The sequence below is a fragment of the Methanosphaerula palustris E1-9c genome (assembly GCF_000021965.1).
In the GTDB taxonomy this organism is placed as follows: Archaea; Halobacteriota; Methanomicrobia; order Methanomicrobiales; family Methanospirillaceae; genus Methanosphaerula; species Methanosphaerula palustris.
In genome coordinates this window covers 2,375,837-2,393,187 of sequence record NC_011832.1, presented here as the reverse complement: position 1 = coordinate 2,393,187, position 17,351 = coordinate 2,375,837, and the positions used below count along the sequence as shown (strand labels likewise).

At 55.6% G+C, this 17,351-nt stretch carries 19 protein-coding genes; 18 read left to right on the top strand and 1 reads right to left on the bottom strand.

The window, feature by feature from the left end:
• Positions 1 to 252 precede the first annotated feature (252 nt).
• From MPAL_RS11215 to pdxT, 17 genes are all read left to right on the top strand, one after another.
• Entirely contained in the window at positions 253 to 519 is a 267-nt protein-coding gene (locus MPAL_RS11215; RefSeq protein WP_012618855.1) for a 4Fe-4S binding protein, read from the top strand.
• A gap of 22 nt (positions 520 to 541) precedes the next feature.
• The gene (locus MPAL_RS11210; RefSeq protein ID WP_012618854.1) at positions 542 to 1,705 is read left to right on the top strand and encodes a 4Fe-4S binding protein; all 1,164 of its coding nucleotides are present in this window, start codon (positions 542 to 544) and stop codon (positions 1,703 to 1,705) included.
• Positions 1,706 to 1,715: 10 nt separating this feature from the next.
• Entirely contained in the window at positions 1,716 to 2,300 is a 585-nt protein-coding gene (hdrC, locus tag MPAL_RS11205) for a CoB--CoM heterodisulfide reductase subunit C (RefSeq protein ID WP_012618853.1), read from the top strand.
• Between the two features lie 6 nt (positions 2,301 to 2,306).
• Positions 2,307 to 3,197, top strand: coding sequence for a CoB--CoM heterodisulfide reductase subunit B (hdrB, locus tag MPAL_RS11200; RefSeq protein WP_012618852.1), 891 nt, complete (start codon positions 2,307 to 2,309; stop codon positions 3,195 to 3,197).
• A gap of 14 nt (positions 3,198 to 3,211) precedes the next feature.
• Positions 3,212 to 5,233, top strand: coding sequence for a CoB--CoM heterodisulfide reductase iron-sulfur subunit A family protein (locus MPAL_RS11195; protein ID WP_012618851.1), 2,022 nt, complete (start codon positions 3,212 to 3,214; stop codon positions 5,231 to 5,233).
• Entirely contained in the window at positions 5,234 to 5,662 is a 429-nt protein-coding gene (locus MPAL_RS11190) for a hydrogenase iron-sulfur subunit (protein ID WP_012618850.1), read from the top strand.
• Between the two features lie 30 nt (positions 5,663 to 5,692).
• Entirely contained in the window at positions 5,693 to 6,097 is a 405-nt protein-coding gene (locus tag MPAL_RS11185) for a molybdopterin dinucleotide binding domain-containing protein (RefSeq protein WP_012618849.1), read from the top strand.
• Positions 6,098 to 6,341: 244 nt separating this feature from the next.
• Entirely contained in the window at positions 6,342 to 6,746 is a 405-nt protein-coding gene (locus MPAL_RS11180; protein ID WP_012618848.1) for a molybdopterin dinucleotide binding domain-containing protein, read from the top strand.
• On the top strand, positions 6,743 to 8,056 hold the full coding sequence (locus tag MPAL_RS11175) for a formylmethanofuran dehydrogenase subunit B (protein WP_012618847.1): 1,314 nt from the start codon (positions 6,743 to 6,745) through the stop codon (positions 8,054 to 8,056). Before MPAL_RS11180 ends, MPAL_RS11175 begins: the two co-directional genes overlap by 4 nt.
• Positions 8,057 to 8,060: 4 nt before the next feature.
• Positions 8,061 to 9,773, top strand: coding sequence for a formylmethanofuran dehydrogenase subunit A (locus MPAL_RS11170; protein WP_012618846.1), 1,713 nt, complete (start codon positions 8,061 to 8,063; stop codon positions 9,771 to 9,773).
• A 10-nt stretch (positions 9,774 to 9,783) separates the two neighbouring features.
• Positions 9,784 to 10,698, top strand: coding sequence for a formylmethanofuran dehydrogenase subunit C (locus MPAL_RS11165; protein WP_012618845.1), 915 nt, complete (start codon positions 9,784 to 9,786; stop codon positions 10,696 to 10,698).
• A 191-nt stretch (positions 10,699 to 10,889) separates the two neighbouring features.
• Positions 10,890 to 11,900 carry an adenylosuccinate synthetase gene (locus tag MPAL_RS11160; RefSeq protein ID WP_095206375.1) on the top strand — a complete coding sequence of 337 codons (1,011 nt, stop codon included), beginning with the start codon at positions 10,890 to 10,892 and terminating at the stop codon, positions 11,898 to 11,900.
• A 39-nt stretch (positions 11,901 to 11,939) separates the two neighbouring features.
• Positions 11,940 to 12,119: a methytransferase partner Trm112 gene (locus MPAL_RS11155; protein WP_048146020.1), complete on the top strand. Its 180-nt coding sequence runs from the start codon at positions 11,940 to 11,942 to the stop codon at positions 12,117 to 12,119.
• A gap of 12 nt (positions 12,120 to 12,131) precedes the next feature.
• Positions 12,132 to 12,665, top strand: a complete 534-nt coding sequence (locus MPAL_RS14730) for a DUF7524 family protein (RefSeq protein WP_012618842.1) — start codon at positions 12,132 to 12,134, stop codon at positions 12,663 to 12,665.
• Positions 12,641 to 13,573, top strand: coding sequence for an adenosylcobinamide-phosphate synthase CbiB (gene cbiB / locus MPAL_RS11145; RefSeq protein WP_012618841.1), 933 nt, complete (start codon positions 12,641 to 12,643; stop codon positions 13,571 to 13,573). Before MPAL_RS14730 ends, cbiB begins: the two co-directional genes overlap by 25 nt.
• 4 nt (positions 13,574 to 13,577) lie before the next feature.
• On the top strand, positions 13,578 to 14,474 hold the full coding sequence (pdxS, locus tag MPAL_RS11140; protein ID WP_012618840.1) for a pyridoxal 5'-phosphate synthase lyase subunit PdxS: 897 nt from the start codon (positions 13,578 to 13,580) through the stop codon (positions 14,472 to 14,474).
• Positions 14,464 to 15,051: a pyridoxal 5'-phosphate synthase glutaminase subunit PdxT gene (gene pdxT, locus MPAL_RS11135; protein WP_012618839.1), complete on the top strand. Its 588-nt coding sequence runs from the start codon at positions 14,464 to 14,466 to the stop codon at positions 15,049 to 15,051. The genes pdxS and pdxT overlap by 11 nt, the downstream gene beginning before the upstream one ends.
• Before the next feature lie 30 nt (positions 15,052 to 15,081).
• Here pdxT and MPAL_RS11130 read toward each other — a convergent pair whose 3' ends face one another.
• Complete coding sequence (locus tag MPAL_RS11130; protein WP_012618838.1) at positions 15,082 to 16,035, bottom strand: EF-Tu/IF-2/RF-3 family GTPase; 954 nt, start codon at positions 16,033 to 16,035, stop codon at positions 15,082 to 15,084.
• Positions 16,036 to 16,190: 155 nt separating this feature from the next.
• Between MPAL_RS11130 and MPAL_RS14725 the strand changes: the two genes are divergently transcribed.
• Positions 16,191 to 17,327 (top strand): SGNH/GDSL hydrolase family protein, encoded by a 1,137-nt coding sequence (locus MPAL_RS14725; RefSeq protein ID WP_012618837.1) that lies wholly within the window; start codon positions 16,191 to 16,193, stop codon positions 17,325 to 17,327.
• The last annotated feature ends 24 nt before the right edge of the window (positions 17,328 to 17,351 follow it).

Below are 17,351 nucleotides of genomic sequence, written 5' to 3'. Positions count from 1 at the left end.
TACAAATTCCTCTGTAGGGAATTTCACAATGGTGGCAGAATAATGTTTCTAATTTTGATTTATGGCGCATAACGATTTTTGTTTTTCAACATTGGATGTATTTAATTATTATAAATATCAATAAAATACATTTGATTTTGTCCAAGAAACAGGCAGGAATTGCTGGAATGAACGCAGAAGGTTTATCTAGATTATTTTCCCAATCTTGTCATAATCGATTAGACATCGATAATTAGCTGGTGTGTGAAAAAAATGGCATTTGCAGTGCACATAAATTTAGAGCATTGTACCGGCTGCAACAATTGTGTGGTTGCGTGCCCTGTCGGTGCACTAGAGCTTCATACGGTCGATCCTGTCACCAATGAGAAGATCTACCTGGTCAAGAACGGTAAATCGATCGTGATTGACATCAAGAGTGAGCTCTGTGCCGGATGTGGGGTCTGCGTTGAAGCATGCCCGCACGACGTGATCAGACTGGTAGGCCCCTGGGGGCCCCGGTCTGCGGCGAAGGTACAGTAAGAGATGAAATGAGGTTTATCGTATGACAACAATGTTTCCAAAATTCTCCAAAAAGAGGGAAGGGGATAACGTTGTGATGGAGCAGAAACTCCTTCAGAGCGTTAACAACCTGATCCTCAATGCAGAGACCTGTACTGGGTGTGGTATCTGTGTCGAAGCGTGCCCGGAGGAAGCGATCGTCCTAGGACTCGTCGGTGCAGCACGGAGAGGCGCCATCGACTACGCAGCGCCGATCGATGTCGACGAGGTCAAGTGCTCGTATTGTGGTGTCTGCGTCTGCATGTGCCCGTTCAATGCCCTGACCCTGAAGGTTGACGGTGAGGAACGGCTCCCGATCGTTGAGAAGGAAGGGTTCCCGCAGTATGACCGGACCATGAAGATCGATCCAGAGAAGTGTGTCCGATGCACGATCTGTGACGATGTCTGCCCACGGGATGCAATCGATCGGAATGTCCCGGCATATGAAGGGACAGAAGAGGACGGAGCGAAGAGACAGAGCGCCCTTGCATCCACGACCACCTTCAAGGTCGACGATGAGAAGTGCACGCTCTGTGGTATCTGTGGCGAACTCTGTACGGCCATCGAGGTCAAGCACAAGGCATTCTCTGCTGGATCCGGCAAGGTCGAAGGTGAAGTCCTCTGGGACGAGACCAAGTGCGACGGATGCAAGGTCTGTGCGGACATGTGCCCGGCCGAAGCGATCACTGTTGAGCGGACGGTCTCTTCGAACAAGATGAAGGGAGAAGTTCAGATCGTTAACGAAGACTGTTGCACCTGCACTTGGTGCTCGACCAACTGCCCGACCGAAGCGATCACCATCGAGAAACTGATCGAGGGTGAGATCGAGTTCCACTCTGAAAAGTGCCCTGGCGGCTGTTCGACCTGTATCGAGACCTGTCCGGCAAATGCGATCTATCTGCCTGAGGCCAAGCCTGCAAGTGAGATGGTCGGAGCCGTCGAGGGGACGATTGCAGTCAACAAGGACCTCTGCATCAAGTGTGGGGCCTGTGTGAACGCGTGCCCTGGTGAGGACATCATCGTGCTGCAGAGGACTGGACTGAAGATGAAGGGCAAGGAGACCGACCTCTTCAAGCGTGTCCGTGACAAACTCTTCACCAGGCGGACGTCCGTAGTGAAAGAGGAGAAGCCGGGCGAAGTTGGGCTGAAGATGCTCGGGAATGCATGAGGTAGTCAGAATGGCACAATCAAAAGGTTACCCGGACGCAAAATTAAACGAGAAACTGAGAGACCGCTATATGCGTGGATCTGACACAAACCCTCAGTTTACCCAGGATATCAGGGATATTTCTAAGACCACGGCACACATGTGCTTCCAGTGTGGAACCTGCACCGGCAGCTGCCCGTCTGCGCCACGGAGCACCTACCGGATCCGTGAATTTATGCGGAAGGGAGTGCTCGGTCTCGACGATGAAGCGCTGACCGATCCGGATCTCTGGCTCTGCACAACCTGTTACTCCTGCACAGACCGATGCCCGCGAGATATTGCCCCGACCGATGTGATCATGGCGATGAGGAACCTCGCATTCAAGCGGGATATCATTCCAATCAACTTCTTGAAGACCGTTCTGGCTATCTACAAGACCGGTCATGGCGTTCCCAACAACGATGTGAACAGGGCTGCCCGCGAAAAACTCGGTCTAACTAGGGATCCGCCGACCACGCACATGTACCCTGAATATATCAAGGGTATCCAGAAGATACTGGATCACTACGAACTTAAAGAGAATGCTGACAGGATTATCGCAGAAAACGAGGGATGATACAAGATGCATACATATGCTTTTTATCTCGGATGTATCGCGCCGAACAGGTACCCCGGTAGTGAAGCGGCTGCAATTCGTACGAGCAAGAATCTTGGTATCGACCTTGTTCCGCTCAAGGGTGCGAGCTGTTGCCCAGCACCGGGTGCATTTGGATCTATCGATATCAATGTATGGTACGCCATGGCAGCACGGAACATCGTGCTCGCCGAGCAGATGAAGATGGACATTGCCCTGATCTGCAATGGCTGCTACAAGTCCATCTATGAGGTGAACGAGAAGCTGAAGCACGACACAGTGATGCGTGATGCGGTCAACGAAGTGCTCGCAGAGGTGGATATGGAGTTCAAGGGGACGATTGATGTCTATCACCTTGGCGAACTGCTCTATGATCCAAAGATCTGCGGTGTCGATAAGATCCGCGACTCGGTCAAGATTCCGCTGACCGGTACAAAGGTCGCTGCTCACTACGGATGCCACCTGATCAAGCCGAAGAAGGAACGTCATCTCGGGTCAACTGAGAACCCCATGTGGGTCGAGGAACTGATCGAAGCACTCGGTGCCGAAGGGGTCCAGTACAGAAATAAGATGCAGTGCTGTGGTGCCGGCGGCGGTGTCCGTGGGTACGACCTTGTTCATGCGCTTGATATCACCAACGAGAAATTGACAAACATGGCGGAAGTGGGTGCCGACGCTGTCACCGATCTCTGTCCATTCTGCCAGCTCCAGTTCGACCGTGGACAGATCGAGATCCAGGAGAAGTTCGGGAAGTCTTATAATATTCCGGTCTTCCACTACTCAGAACTGCTCGGGCTTGCCCAGGGAATGAGCCCCCAGGAACTGGCGCTCGACCTGCATGCGATCAGCTGTGAACCGTACTTGAAAAAGGTCCTCTAATGGAGATGCGAAACATGGTAGAAGACAAGAAAAATCAAGAACCCAGAATTGGGGTGTTCCTGTGTCACTGTGGTACAAATATTGCAGGTTCGCTCTCTATTGATGATGTGCAGGCATATGCACAGACCCTCCCCCACGTAGCCCACGTAGATAACTATCAGTATATGTGCTCGACCCCGGGGCAGTCCAAGATCAAAGATGCGATCAAGGAATACAATCTGACCGGAATTGTGGTCGCAGCCTGTACACCACGTCTCCATGAGCCGACGTTCCGGATTGCCACTAAGGAGGGTGGACTGAACCCGTTTAGATTCGAGATGGCGAACATTCGGGATCAGAACTCATGGGTGCACATGCACGACCATGAGGGAGCCACCGAGAAGGCCAAGGACCAGGTCCGGATCGCGGTCGCCAAGGCAGCGCTCCTTGAGGATCTCTATCCAAAGTCGGTACCGGTGGAGAAGGCTGCGATGGTCGTTGGTGGAGGGGTTGCAGGAATGCAGGCCGCACTCGACCTCGCCGCAGCAGGGATCAAGACCTACCTGGTCGAGAAGGAACCGTCGATTGGTGGACGTATGTCCCAGCTCGACAAGACCTTCCCAACCCTGGACTGCTCGCAGTGTATCCTCTCCCCAAAGATGGTGGATGTTGGGAGAGCCGAGAACATCGATCTGTATACCTGTGCAGAGATCGAGGAAGTCGAAGGTTACATAGGTAACTTCGACGTGACGATCCGCCGGAAGGCCCGTGGTGTGCTCACACCCAAGGAGGCAGAGGCAAAGGGGATCGTCGGCGGTGGCTGCACCGGTTGCGGTGACTGCACCTCGGTTTGCCCAGTCGTGAAGCCGAACGTCTTTGAGATGGGGATGGCTCCACGGAAAGCGATCTATATCAACCACCCCCAGGTGGTTCCACTGATCTATAAGATCGACTTCGATTCGTGTGTGAAGTGCGGCCTCTGCGTAGAGGCATGTGGCACCAAGCAGGCCGTCGACCTTGAGATGCAGGACGAACTGGTCAAGGTGAAGGTCGGAACCGTCATTCTCGCACTCGGGTATGAACTCTTCCCGATCGAGAAGAAGGAAGAGTGGGGATACAGGCGTTACGACAACGTCATCACCGGTCTTGAGTTCGAGCGGCTGATCTGTGCCTCAGGTCCGACTGGCGGTCATCTGATCCGTCCGAGCGACGGCAAGACTCCGATGAAGGTTGGATTCGTTCTCTGTGCGGGGTCACGAGACAACACCGGCGTCGGCAAGCCATACTGCTCCAGATTCTGCTGCATGTATTCGCTCAAGCATGCCCACCAGATTACCGAGAAGATCCCGGGTGCAATTCCTTACATATTCTACATGGATATTCGATCCTTTGGGAAGATGTATGAGGAGTTCTACTACCGTATCCAGAACGAGGGTGCCAAGTTCATCAGAGGGCGTGTCGCCAACATCCAGGAGGATCCACTGACCAAGAACCTGCATGTCTTTGCTGAGGATACTCTCCTCGGTGAACCGATGGATATGGAGGTCGACCTGGTCGTGCTCGCCTCGGCTGTTCAGCCGACCGATATGACCGAAAAGACCAGGAGACTCTTTGGGGTCTCCTGTTCGCAGGACGGATGGCTCCTTGAAGCACATCCGAAATTGAACCCGTGCGGGACCACCACGGCAGGGGTCTTCCTTGCAGGGGTCTGCCAGGGACCGAAGGATATTCCTGACACTGTAGCATCTGCAGAAGGCGCTGCCTCTGCGGCATCGATTCCGATCCACATGGGGCAGGTCGAGCTCGAGCCCTACTTCGCCATGTGCATCGAAGAGAAGTGCGCAGGTTGCGGTATGTGTGTGAACCTCTGCCCCTACTCGGCCCTCGCGCTCGTCGAGAAGGACGGTCGGACTGTCATGCAGGTCACAGAAGCCAAGTGCAAGGGATGCGGGACCTGTGGTGGATTCTGCCCTGGTGGAGCAATCTGGATGAACCATTTCACCTCTCCGCAGATCCTTTCGCAGATCGATTCGTTCCTTGTTGGAGGTGAGCAATAAATGGCTGAAGAATGGAAACCGAAGATCCTTGGTATTATCTGCAACTGGTGTTCATATGCAGGAGCAGACCTGGCCGGCGGTGCTCGTATTCAGTACCCGCCTGATGTCAGGACGATCCGTATCATGTGCACCGGCCGTGTCGATATGCTCTTCATCCTGAAGGCGTTCAGCGACGGAGCAGATAGTGTTCTGGTATCCGGCTGCCACTTCGGTGACTGCCATTACCTCGAAGGAAACTACAAGGCAGCAAAGCGGATGTTCATGGTCAAGAGCCTACTCAAGAACATCGGTCTGGATGACAGGCGTCTCCGGATGACGTTTGTATCAGCATCTGAAGGTGCCAAGTGGGCGCAGGTCATCACCGATGTGGTCAACACCACCCACGAGCTCGGACCAAGTCCGCTGAACCCGGACGTAAAGCAAGCATAACTTGAGCATAAATAGAGAAGGGAGGACTCAATGACAAAGATCACCCTTAACCTGATAACTGGACGAACGATCCAGCAGGGTGTCTCAATGGAGGCCGGCAAGGATAAGCCGGCCTACCGGGACGCGTGTGGTATCATTGAGATGGATCCTTCTGATTTTAAGAGACTGGGAGCATGGCGAAACACGAATGTACGTGTAACCAGTCCGTATGGTAGCGTTGTAGTGAAAGCGGTCGAAGCTACCCAGGGCCCCCACCCTGGGCTCGGCTGGATCCCGATGGGGCCATGGGCCAACGCCATCATCGATCCCAACACCTACTCGACAGGCATGCCGACCTTCAAGGGTGTCCCCATCACCGTTGAAGTCGCCATGAAAGAACCGGTTCTCGGCTCGATTGAACTGGTGCAGAAACTCTGCAGAGGTGAGGATGTATGACTGAAGTGGTTACTGAATTCATATGTCCAATCTGTGGATATATATCATCGTAAAACGGATGTTCATGGTCAAGAGTCGGTTGAAGTAGATATCGGTCTGAGTGACGGGTACCTCTGCATCAGAAGATGCCTGATGGGTTCAGGGCAATACCACTCATGAACACGAACTCTGGTTTGCTGAACACGGACCGCAGACCACGGAAGTAAAGCAAGCAAAAAAATATAATTCTAGGAGGGATGATTCAGTGACAAAGATCAACCTAAACCTGATATCCGGACGAACGATCCAGCAGGGTGTCTCAATGGAGGCCGGCAAGGAGAAGTCAGCCTACCGGGACGCCTGCGGTATCATCGAGATGGATCCATCAGATTTTAAGAAACTTGGGGCATGGCGGAACACGAACGTACGTGTGACCAGCCCCTATGGTACTGTTGTGGTGAAGGCGATCGAAGCCACCCAGGGTCCCCACCCCGGGCTCGGCTGGATTCCGATGGGGCCATGGGCCAACGCCATCATCGATCCCAACACCTACTCGACAGGCATGCCGACCTTCAAGGGTGTCCCGGTCACCGTCGAGGTGGCGATGAACGATCAGGTTTTTGGCTCGATTGAACTGGTACAGAGGCTTTGTAGAGGTGAATGTGTATGACAAAAGTAGTAACTGATGTCATATGCCCGTTCTGTGGGACACTCTGTGATGACTTGGAGGTATCAGTCTCTGATGACGGCAAGCAGATTATCGATGTCTACAATGCCTGTGCCATCGGAGCAGAGAAGTTCCTCCACTCCCAGTCCAAGGACCGGGTGACCAGGCCGCGAATGCAGCAGGCGGATGGGACCTATAAGGAGGTCTCCTATGATGAAGCCGTTGAGTATACGGCCCAGATGCTGGCCGGCGCTAAGAAGCCGCTGATGTATGGTTGGTCTTCGACAAGTTGCGAGGCGCAGTCGATGGGATATGAGGTCGCCGAGAATGTTGGTGCCATCCTCGACAACACGGCTACCGTCTGCCATGGCTCGTCTCTGATGGCTATTCAGGATGTCGGCATCCCGAGCTGCACGCTTGGTGAGGTGAAGAACCGTGCCGATACGGTTATCTTCTGGGGATGCAACCCCTCGCACGCCCATCCACGGCACATGTCGCGGTACTCGATCTTCCCGCGCGGGATGTTCATGGGCAAGGGGCAGAAGTCCAGAAAGATGATCGTCGTCGACCCGAGGAACACCGACACCGCCAAGATGGCTGATGTTCATCTCCAGCTCGAGCAGGGGAGAGACTATGAACTCCTCTCAGCACTCCGTGTTGCCATCCGAGGAGAATCTCTTCCAGATGTCGTTGCAGGGATCTCCAGGGAGAAGATCCTTGAAGCAGCCAACATGATGAAGGATGCCCGGTTCGGGATCATCTTCTTCGGGATGGGTGTCACTCAGTCCATTGGCAAGAACCACAACATCGACATGGCTATCATGCTGACCAAGGACATGAACGAGTACACCAAGTTCAGCATCATCGCCATGCGTGGCCACTACAATGTGACCGGTTCAGGCGCTGTGATGGGTTGGCAGTTTGGATTTCCATTCGCCACCGACCTCTCACGAGGATTCGCCCGGTACAACCCCGGCGAGACCACCTCCAATGACTTGCTCCGCAGGGATGAGGTCGATGCGGTCTTTGTGATCGGCAGCGATCCCGGGGCACACTTCCCGATCAGTTCGGTGAAGAAGATTTCAAGACTCCCCTCAGTGGCGGTCGATCCCCACATCACACCGACCACTGATGTCTGCAAACTGCATGTCCCGGTGGCCTTTGTTGGGGTCGAGGTTGGCGGGTGCTGCTATCGTATGGATAATGTTCCGATCGAGTCCCGCAAGGTTGTCGAGCCCCCGGAGGGGATGTTGACCGACACAGAATTTCTGACAAGGGTTCGTGACCGAGTAAACCAGATCAAGGGTGCGTAAATACATGACAGAATACCTGATCAAGAACGGCTTTGTCTTTGACGCAGTGAGCGGTGTCAAAGGAGACAAGGCTGACATCGCAATAAAGGACGGCAGGATCGTCGAGACGTCCGAGCTCTCATCGAAGGCGGAGCAGATCGACGCAAACGGCAAGACGGTCATGGCCGGTGCGGTTGAGATTCATGCCCACGTGGCTGGACCAAAGGTGAACGAAGGAAGAAACTACCGTCCAGAAGATAAACTCTTTGGCTGTACTCCCAAGACTGCGACCTCTCGGATGGGTGGTGGTTTCTCGATTCCAACCACGTTTAAGACTGGCTATACCTATGCAAAGATGGGCTATACGACGGTGATGGAGGCTGCGATGCCCCCGTTGTACGCACGTCATGTGCACGAGGAGATATGCGACACGCCGATCATTGACCAGGGTGCCTTTCCGGTCTTTGGAAACAACTGGTTCATGCTCGAGTACCTCAAGAACAATGAGATCGAGAATGCGGCTGCGTACATTGCCTGGCTGCTCCGTGCAGCCAAGGGGTACGCGGTCAAGGTTGTGAACCCGGGTGGCACTGAAGCATGGGCATGGGGACTGAACTGTCTCTCTGTCAATGATCCGGTTCCATACTTTGACATTACCCCAGCGCAGATCGTGAAGGGGCTGCTCGAAGCGAACGAGTACCTCGGTCTCCCGCACTCGATCCATGTCCACTCCAACAACCTCGGGAACCCCGGAAACTATACGACCACGCTCGACACGTTGAAGATCGCTGAGGGGTATAAGACCCACAACAAGTTCGGCCGTGAACAGGTGATGCACCACACGCATCTCCAGTTCCACTCGTATGGTGGCGATAGCTGGCTGAATTTCGAGTCCAAGGCCAAAGAGATGATGGACTACGTGAACGCTCAGAAGAACCTGACGATCGACCTCGGGTGTGTGACCCTCGATGAGACAACGACGATGACCGCCGACGGACCGTTCGAGCACCACCTGACCGAATTGAACCATCTGAAGTGGGCGAACGTCGACGTCGAACTTGAAACTGCAGCAGGGATTGTACCGTACATTTACAGTCCGAATGTCAAGGTCTGCGGTATCCAGTGGGCCATCGGACTTGAACTGGCACTCTTCGCCAAGGACCCGATGCGGACCTTTATCACCACTGACCACCCGAATGCAGGGCCGTTCACCCGGTATCCCCGCATATTTAAGTGGTTGATGAGCCAGGAAGCCCGGCAGGAGCGGCTTGATACGTTCAAGTGGAGCCAGAAGGTAATCGACGCCACAAACCTCGCAGAGATCGACCGTGAGATCACGCTCTATGAACTGTCGCAGATGACCCGGGCAGGGCCGGCGAAAGCACTCGGTCTGACCGAGATGTGCGGCGGGTTAAAGCCAGGGATGGACGCGGACGTTGTCGTCTACAACTTCAACCCTGAAGCACCCTTCACGCCGGACCAGATCGAGACCGCGTTCACCTGTGCGGATGATGTCTTCAAGTGCGGTGTCCATGTGGTCAAGAATGGCGAGGTCATCTCTAATGGCAACAAACGGACTCTCTGGGTCAACGCCAAAGTCAGGGACAACCCGCAGGTCATGCATGATGTTGAGGAGAAATTCCTGAAATACTACAGTGTCAACCAGAACAACTACGAAGTCAGCGGGCACCACTATCTCCCGAACCCGTATGTGCTCGAGGTCGATGCGACAGAGTGAGGTGAGTGGTATGGAGACAGTTACAGTCACAATCAAGGATCAGCCGAAACTCTTCGTCGAGGCTGAACATATCACTCCCGACGGTTTCGCAGGCAAGAGTGCCGCTGAGATCGCAGCCCTTCATGTCTATGAAGGGACCGAGCAGTTCACCATCGGCAAGTACTTCGAGATCACCGGCAACGCCGGCCCCACCGCGGCTGAGACAAAGGTCGTGCTGAAGGGTGACTTCTCCAGGGTCAAGTACCTGGGGATGAAGATGTCAGCCGGTGAGATGGTGATTGAAGGGAATGCCGATATGTATGTCGGCGCCTGGATGGCGGGTGGAAAATTGACCGTCAAGGGCAATGTTGACGCCTTCGCAGCCACCGGAATGAAGGGTGGCGAGCTGCTGATCGAAGGGAACGCAGGCAATTACCTCGGGTCAGCATACCGGGGCGACTGGCGCGGGATGCAGGGCGGTCTGATCCGCGTAGGCGGCAACGCAGGCAGCGATATCGGGACATTCATGAATGGCGGTACGATCATCATCGGCGGCGATGTGGACATCCATGTCGGTACCCATGCAGAGGGCGGCACGATCATCGTCAAGGGCAATGCGAAGAGCAGGCTCGGCGGCCAGATGGTCGAAGGCGAGATCACGGTCTTCGGCACCGTCGATGTGATGATGCCCGGTTTTAAATACGTCGAGGACGTGGAGCGGGAGGTCGACGGTCAGAAGGCGATCTTCTCGCTCTATCAGGGCGATCTCGGCGAGCGGCACCGGACGAAGAAGGGGCAAGTCGTCTATGGCACTCTCTATGTGAAGAAGTCCGCGGCTGCCGATGACGATGCGATCAGAACGGCACGATTGCAGGCAATGCGCGAACAGAAGAAGGCAAAGAGGAGGGCGGCCGCAGAGGCTGAGTCCGCTTCATCTGAAGAGTAACCGCTCAACATTTATTCAGAACCAGCAGATCTGCTCCTGCAGATCTGCTGTTGACAGTAACACACCAGCAGGTCCGATATGGATCACACCCCTTTTTTCCATCAATGCTCCCCCTCGGTTCGAGCTAGATCCAGGTTTTATCAGAATAAATGTTTATCAGGGTGAATCACCCCACAGTATATGATAGAATAATGACCTGTACCGTAATAGTTGGTGGATTCTTTGGAGACGAAGGAAAGGGGAAGATTGTCGCACATATCGCCCATGCAGATGAGCCCACAATCATCGCACGGGGCGGTGTAGGTCCAAATGCAGGCCACACTGTTCAGGTGGGTGAGAAGGAGTACGGCGTCCGGATGGTCCCTTCAGGGTTCGTCTATCCCGATGCCCGCCTCTGTATCGGCGCAGGGGTGCTCGTCGACCCGCGTGTGCTGGCGCGGGAGGTCGATGTTCTGGGTGTGAAAGGAAGGATCTTCGTCGACCGGCGATGCGGAATCATCGAAGAGAAGCATATCGCAGCAGATAAGGCCAGCGTCCACCTCTCCCAGAAGATCGGGTCCACCGGTACAGGCTGCGGCCCGGCCAATGCTGACCGAGTGATGAGGGTCGGTAGGCTGGCACAGGATCTGCCCGAACTGAAGGAGTACCTGATCGATGTTCCGGTCGAGGTAAACACGGCGATCGATAATGATGAGGTTGTTCTCCTCGAAGGAACGCAGGGATTTGGGATCTCCCTCTATTATGGGAGTTATCCCTATGTGACCAGCAAGGATACTTCGGCCTCGCAGATCGCGGCAGATATCGGGGTCGGGCCGACTGGGATCGATGATGTGGTCGTGGTCTTCAAGGCATACCCGACCAGAGTCGGAGAAGGACCCTTCTCCACCGAGATGTCCCACGAACAATCAGGAGAACTCGGGATCCAGGAGTTTGGAACGGTCACTCACCGCGAACGGCGGATTGGGTGCTGGGATGGGAAGATGGCCCGGTACTCGGCGATGATCAATGGGTGTACGCAGGTCGCGATAACAGGGATTGACAAGGTGGACAAGGCTTGCTTCGGTGTGACCGATTATGAGAAACTGACTCCTAAGGCCCTGGATTTTCTCCGTGCGGCTGAAGATGATATCAACCGGCCGATCACGCTGATCTCGACAGGTCCCGAGCTCTCACAGATCATCGATCTGCGCGATGAGTTCTGAAGGTGGTGTTGAACAAGGTAGAGAGGACTAGTGATCGAGATGAGAAGAAGTATGATGGAGATCCTCTGTTGCCCTATCTGTAAGGGTGACCTTACCCTGCAGGCGGTCGAAGAGGATGAATCTGAGGTTCGGGAGGGTACGCTCTTCTGTGCAGCCTGCAGGGCTGGATATCCGATCCATGACGGAATCCCGGACCTGCTCCCGCAGAAGACCGAATAAGGGGTGAGTTTGATGGAGGCCAATGAGATCTACTTGAATCGGAAGAGGATCAACTCGCTAGAGGTCCCTCGCGATCCGCTCCAGATCGGAGTGGGCCGACCGCTCACCTTCCGGTTGATCAACTACGGCGCCCCGGTTCATCTCTCGTTTTCTGCCATGGACGCCGGGCAGTTCACCGAGTTCACGCACCAGAACATCTTCGTCCGCGACGAGATGATCTTCGATCTCCCGATCCGTGAGGACGCCTATCCGGGTACCTTCTCGATCAACGTGGTCACCGGGTATGGCACGGTTAGGGACACGATCGAGGTGCAGGTGATCCGGCCGAAGGTGGTGAAGGAGGTGGCGGAGCGGCAGCGGACCCAGTATCCGGTCTACGTGGCGCCTGAGACCTCGACCCCTCCCGTGGTGCAGATCTTTGCGATTCTCGGGCTCTTTATGTACCTGTTCTGGTGGTACGTGCGGGTAGACCTGCTGAATTTCACGGCTTTTGCCCTCATCTTTGCCGGGATTTTGGTCCAATGGTACTCTCACCGGCAGGGGTAACCCTTCTGGTGCTGGTAGGGTCCCTGCTGGTGGACCGGGTCATCGGGGATCCCCATTCCCGATTTCATCCTGTCGCCCTCCTCGGCATGTTCATCGGGCTCTGGAGTCGGCCTGAACGCTGGCCAGTTCGTGCACAGCGAAGTATCGGGCTCCTCCTCACCCTGTTGACGGCCACGCTCTTCGCCCTGCCGTTCTGGCTCTTCTCGAACTATGCTCCGCTTGTGCTCTACCTGGTGGCGGGTCCGTTTCTGCTCAAGTCCTGTTTTGCCTGGCGCTCGCTGGAGGAGCATGCGGCCGCGGTGGTGACGGCCGTGGAGTCTGACCTTGGTTCAGGTCGGCACGAGGTGCAACGGCTGGTCTCCCGGAACACAGCAGCATTGGACGGGGAGCATATTCTCTCGGCGGCCTACGAATCGGTGGCTGAGAATCTGGTTGACAGCATCATTGCCCCCCTTCTCTTCTTTCTGGTCTTTGGACTGACCGGTGCGGCGGTCTACCGGGCGGTCAATACGATGGATGCGATGCTCGGGTACCGAGACGAACGCGAACGGCTCGGCTGGGCGCCGGCCAGGCTCGACGACCTGCTCAGTTATATCCCGGCCAGAGTCACCGGTCTGCTCCTGCTCTTGATCTTTACTCTCCAGGGGCGGGGATGGGCGGCCTGGCAGGTGTTTATTCGGGATCGGAAGAAGCGGCCCGGGTTCAACGGGGGGATCCCGATGTCCCTGATCGCCGGCGGAACGGGGGTGCTTTTTGAGAAACCCGGGGTTTACCGGATCGGGGAGGCCGAAGGATCGCTCTCAAAACGGGGAGTACTGGTCATCTTGACGGTCAGGGAGGCTACGCTCCTGCTGGTAATCCTTGCCGGGTGCACACTCTTTTTATTGCGTGGTCTCTCCTATAGATAGGAACATGAAGCTCGAGGAACTGAGGTTCGGCACCGAGCTGCTGAAGCGCGGATTCGCGTCCATGCAGAAGGGTGGTGTGATCATGGATGTGGTCAACGCAGATCAGGCGCGGATCGCTGAGGAAGCGGGGGCTGTCGCTGTGATGGCCCTTGAGCGGGTACCGGCAGAGATCAGAAAAGCCGGTGGGGTGGCCAGGATGGCGGACCCAGATCGTGTGACCGGAATCATCGATGCGGTCAGCATCCCGGTGATGGGTAAGGTCAGGATCGGTCACTTTATCGAGGCCCGGGTGCTCGAATCGCTTGGGGTCGATATGATTGATGAGAGCGAGGTACTGACACCTGCTGATGAAGAATATCATATTCGGAAGACTGAATTTGATGTTCCATTCGTCTGCGGTGCGCGGAATCTCGGCGAGGCTCTCCGTCGGATCGATGAAGGCGCAGCCATGATCCGGACCAAGGGCGAGGCTGGCACCGGCAACGTCGTCGAGGCCGTCAGGCACATGCATGCGATCATGGGCGAGATCCGGCAGCTCAAAGGGCTCGACCGACAGGAGCTGATCGACCGGGCCCGGTCGATCGAGGCGCCGACAGCCCTCGTCATCGAGTGTGCTGAGCGGGGAAGACTTCCGGTCGTGAACTTCTCGGCTGGTGGGATAGCGACCCCCTCGGATGCGGCCCTGATGATGCACCTCGGTGCAGACGGTGTATTTGTCGGTTCAGGAATTTTCCTCTCCAGCAACCCGGCCCGAACGGCCAAGGCTGTCGTCGAGGCGGTCAACCACTACCAGGAGCCGGCTGTGATCGCTGAGGTCTCCCGCGGGCTTGGCGAGGCGATGAAGGGGATCGATGTTCATACTCTCAAGGACGACGAGGTGCTCCAGTTCCGTGGACGTTAAGATAGGGGTACTGGCACTCCAGGGGGATGTCGCCGAGCATATCACGGCCTTCCAGCAGGTCCTCGATACAATCCCTTCGGTCGTGGGATCGGTCGTTGAGGTGCGGGAGGCGGCACAGATCCCGTCCCTCGATGCGATTGCGATCCCTGGCGGGGAGTCGACGACGATCTCGCGGCTGATCGAGAAAAACCGGATGCACGAGGTGTTGACCGGATTTCAGGGCGGGATATTTGCGACCTGCGCCGGGATGGTGCTGATGGCGAAGAGTGTTGAGGATCCAAGGATCTGCCCGCTCGGTCTGATCGACATGGAGGTGGACCGGAACGCCTTCGGGCGACAGCGTGAGTCCTTCGAGGCTGATATCCCAGTTCAGGGGCTGGACGCCCCGTTCCATGCTGTCTTCATCCGAGCGCCTGTGGTCAGGTCGGTCGGTGCGGAGGCTACGGTCCTTGCTACGATCGATCAGGGAATCGTTGCGGTATTGCAGGGGAAGCACATGGCCCTCTCATTCCACCCGGAACTCGCTGGGGATCTCAGGCTTCACCGGCTCTTCCTTACAGGGCTCGGGATCGTCTGAACTCTTTTTAAAAATTTAAAATGCCGCTGATCAGAGTGGAATCGTGCCGGTGATCCGAAGTTTTCCGCCTTCCAGGTAGCAGAGCACACTACGGTCCCCTGAGCGGGCGATCACCGGTTTGTCCAGTGACAGCGTGATCGTTGGGGTGTGCCAGTCCCCCTGGTCGGTGACAGCGGTGACCCGGCAGGGGATGAACTGCATCCAGTGACCGAGGTACAGCACCATTCCTTCCTTCAGGGCAGCAGGCCAGTACTTCACGATCCTGGCCTCTCCGGTGATCTCATCTCTGACCAGCAGATTTGGATCGCCGGTCAGCACGTCCCCGCGAGTCAACTCATCGGCTTCGATGTTCTTAAGCGCGACACCGACCCGGTCCCCCTGCACTGCCGTATCGGCATCGTCGTCATGCTTCTGGATAGAACGGACCTGGACGCTCTTTCCTCCAGGGAGGACGGTCAGGGTGTCGTGTTTGTGGATGGTCCCGAAGGCTACATCCCCGAGGACTACAGTCCCGATCCCCTTCACCGGGAATGCATGGTCCACTGGAACGGTTCCTGTTTCAGTTTCCGGGGCAGGTTGCCCTAGGGCATGGGAGAGGAAGAACTCCCGTTCAGCGACGGGGTCGTCCTCGATAACTGCGTAGTGCTCGACGACTGTTCCCTTGATGAGCGGGGCCAACTCCTCGCGGGTCAGATAGTTCTTCAGTACCAGCCAGCCCTGCTTGATCCCGGCTGAGTCGAGCATCAGTACACACTCCCCGAACTGCGCTGTGATGGCGTCCACCACCACGAGGGCGCCGGCCGCTGTTGAGACTGCATAGAAGAGCGAGACGATCCGTTCGGGGTACCTGGTCGGTTCGATGAACGTGACCGTTGTCTCCCCTTTTTTTAGATTATAGAAGGTGATGTCGCTGGCGGTACCAGCTTTGCCCAGGTTCTTTGCATACCCGTTCTCACCGAGCACTGCAATTGTCAGGTTTGCCATCGTGATCCTTAATATGAGGGCGCCCAAGGTACATCTACTCTTCGCCTGGTCGTGGATCTGCCCGATTCCATCGTCCTTGTATAAAGGATCATCACAAGCGCTATGTAGTACAATGCTAAATTTTATAGGATACAGGATATCGTTCGAGGCAACATATGAAACGCACATCTATTGGAATTATGATTCTTCTTGGGTCTCTCCTCTTTCTCGGGGTGGGGACGACCGCCGTATCTGCGACGGTTCACATCCTCCCGCTGGGGGACTCGTTGACAAAAGGGATGACAGACACCCCTGAGGATGCGAACCTCCCATCGTACCGGTACTGGCTGTATAATGACCTGAAGTCAGCCGGGTATGACTTTGACTTTGTTGGGAGCTGGACGGAACCGAACTTTGCCTTCTCTTTCGACCAGCACAACGAAGGACACGGGGGATATACCACCGACGGGATCCTGAACGGTGCTTCTGATGACCCTGCCCAGGGTAAGCTCTCTCAGTGGCTCACTGGTTACCATGCCGACGTCGTCCTGCTGATGATCGGGACCAACGATGTCCTCCACCAGGTTCCGACTGACACGTCTGTCAGTAACATCGGTGCGATCATTGACACGGTTCGGGCACGGAACCCGAATGCAAAGTTCCTGCTCGCCTCCATCCCGCCGACCTCAATCTCAAGGGACAACCTGAATGCCCTGAATGCACGCATTCCTGCGCTTGCATCCCAGAAGAGCACGGCCCAGTCCCCGGTCTACTTCGTCGACCAGTATACAGGCTACGACGGGGTCAATGACAACGTGGCGTCGAGCGGAGTTCACCCAGATAAGAGCGGGGAGATCAAACTGGCAACCAACTGGTTTAATGCTCTCAAACAGGTCCTCGGTGGTTCAGCGGTCACGACAACGACTACTGTGCAGACAACGGTTCCTGTCACGACTGCCGTGCCGGTCCAGACAGTAGCAATACAGACTGCTGCAGTTCAGACCGCTGTAACTGTACAGCCGACAGCTGTGCAGACGGTTGCAGCCACCGCCACGACCCAGAGTGTCATCGCCTCGTCCGCGTTTGGATCGAGTTTTGGACTCGGTAAGAACTTTGTCCTCGGTGACACAAGTTTCGCTGCCCCGGCCGGTGTGACTCAGAGTTCAGGGAGCAGTTGGAGCAGCAGCAGTTGGGGTTCATTCAGTACAGTATCCAGTGGCTTCACAGGAACTGCCAGTTCAACGAGTTTGACCCCGCCAAATCAGATGTTTGTCAGATGGTATCCATCCAATTTCCCTGCCGGCAGGGTTTAATTTTTTTAAATAGACCTTTTTTAA

Excerpts from the sequence above, each read along its gene's own strand:
- MPAL_RS11190 (WP_012618850.1), top strand. The coding sequence starts at position 5,234 with ATGGCTGAAGAATGGAAACCGAAGATCCTTGGTATTATCTGCAACTGG.
- MPAL_RS14725 (WP_012618837.1), top strand. The coding sequence starts at position 16,191 with ATGAAACGCACATCTATTGGAATTATGATTCTTCTTGGGTCTCTCCTC.
- MPAL_RS11130 (WP_012618838.1), bottom strand. The coding sequence starts at position 16,035 with ATGGCAAACCTGACAATTGCAGTGCTCGGTGAGAACGGGTATGCAAAG.
- hdrB (WP_012618852.1), top strand. The coding sequence starts at position 2,307 with ATGCATACATATGCTTTTTATCTCGGATGTATCGCGCCGAACAGGTAC.
- MPAL_RS11165 (WP_012618845.1), top strand. The coding sequence starts at position 9,784 with ATGGAGACAGTTACAGTCACAATCAAGGATCAGCCGAAACTCTTCGTC.
- MPAL_RS11155 (WP_048146020.1), top strand. The coding sequence starts at position 11,940 with ATGAGAAGAAGTATGATGGAGATCCTCTGTTGCCCTATCTGTAAGGGT.
- MPAL_RS11210 (WP_012618854.1), top strand. The coding sequence starts at position 542 with ATGACAACAATGTTTCCAAAATTCTCCAAAAAGAGGGAAGGGGATAAC.
- MPAL_RS11185 (WP_012618849.1), top strand. The coding sequence starts at position 5,693 with ATGACAAAGATCACCCTTAACCTGATAACTGGACGAACGATCCAGCAG.
- MPAL_RS11175 (WP_012618847.1), top strand. The coding sequence starts at position 6,743 with ATGACAAAAGTAGTAACTGATGTCATATGCCCGTTCTGTGGGACACTC.
- cbiB (WP_012618841.1), top strand. The coding sequence starts at position 12,641 with ATGGTACTCTCACCGGCAGGGGTAACCCTTCTGGTGCTGGTAGGGTCC.
- MPAL_RS14730 (WP_012618842.1), top strand. The coding sequence starts at position 12,132 with ATGGAGGCCAATGAGATCTACTTGAATCGGAAGAGGATCAACTCGCTA.
- pdxS (WP_012618840.1), top strand. The coding sequence starts at position 13,578 with ATGAAGCTCGAGGAACTGAGGTTCGGCACCGAGCTGCTGAAGCGCGGA.
- MPAL_RS11215 (WP_012618855.1), top strand. The coding sequence starts at position 253 with ATGGCATTTGCAGTGCACATAAATTTAGAGCATTGTACCGGCTGCAAC.
- MPAL_RS11160 (WP_095206375.1), top strand. The coding sequence starts at position 10,890 with ATGACCTGTACCGTAATAGTTGGTGGATTCTTTGGAGACGAAGGAAAG.
- hdrC (WP_012618853.1), top strand. The coding sequence starts at position 1,716 with ATGGCACAATCAAAAGGTTACCCGGACGCAAAATTAAACGAGAAACTG.
- MPAL_RS11195 (WP_012618851.1), top strand. The coding sequence starts at position 3,212 with ATGGTAGAAGACAAGAAAAATCAAGAACCCAGAATTGGGGTGTTCCTG.
- MPAL_RS11170 (WP_012618846.1), top strand. The coding sequence starts at position 8,061 with ATGACAGAATACCTGATCAAGAACGGCTTTGTCTTTGACGCAGTGAGC.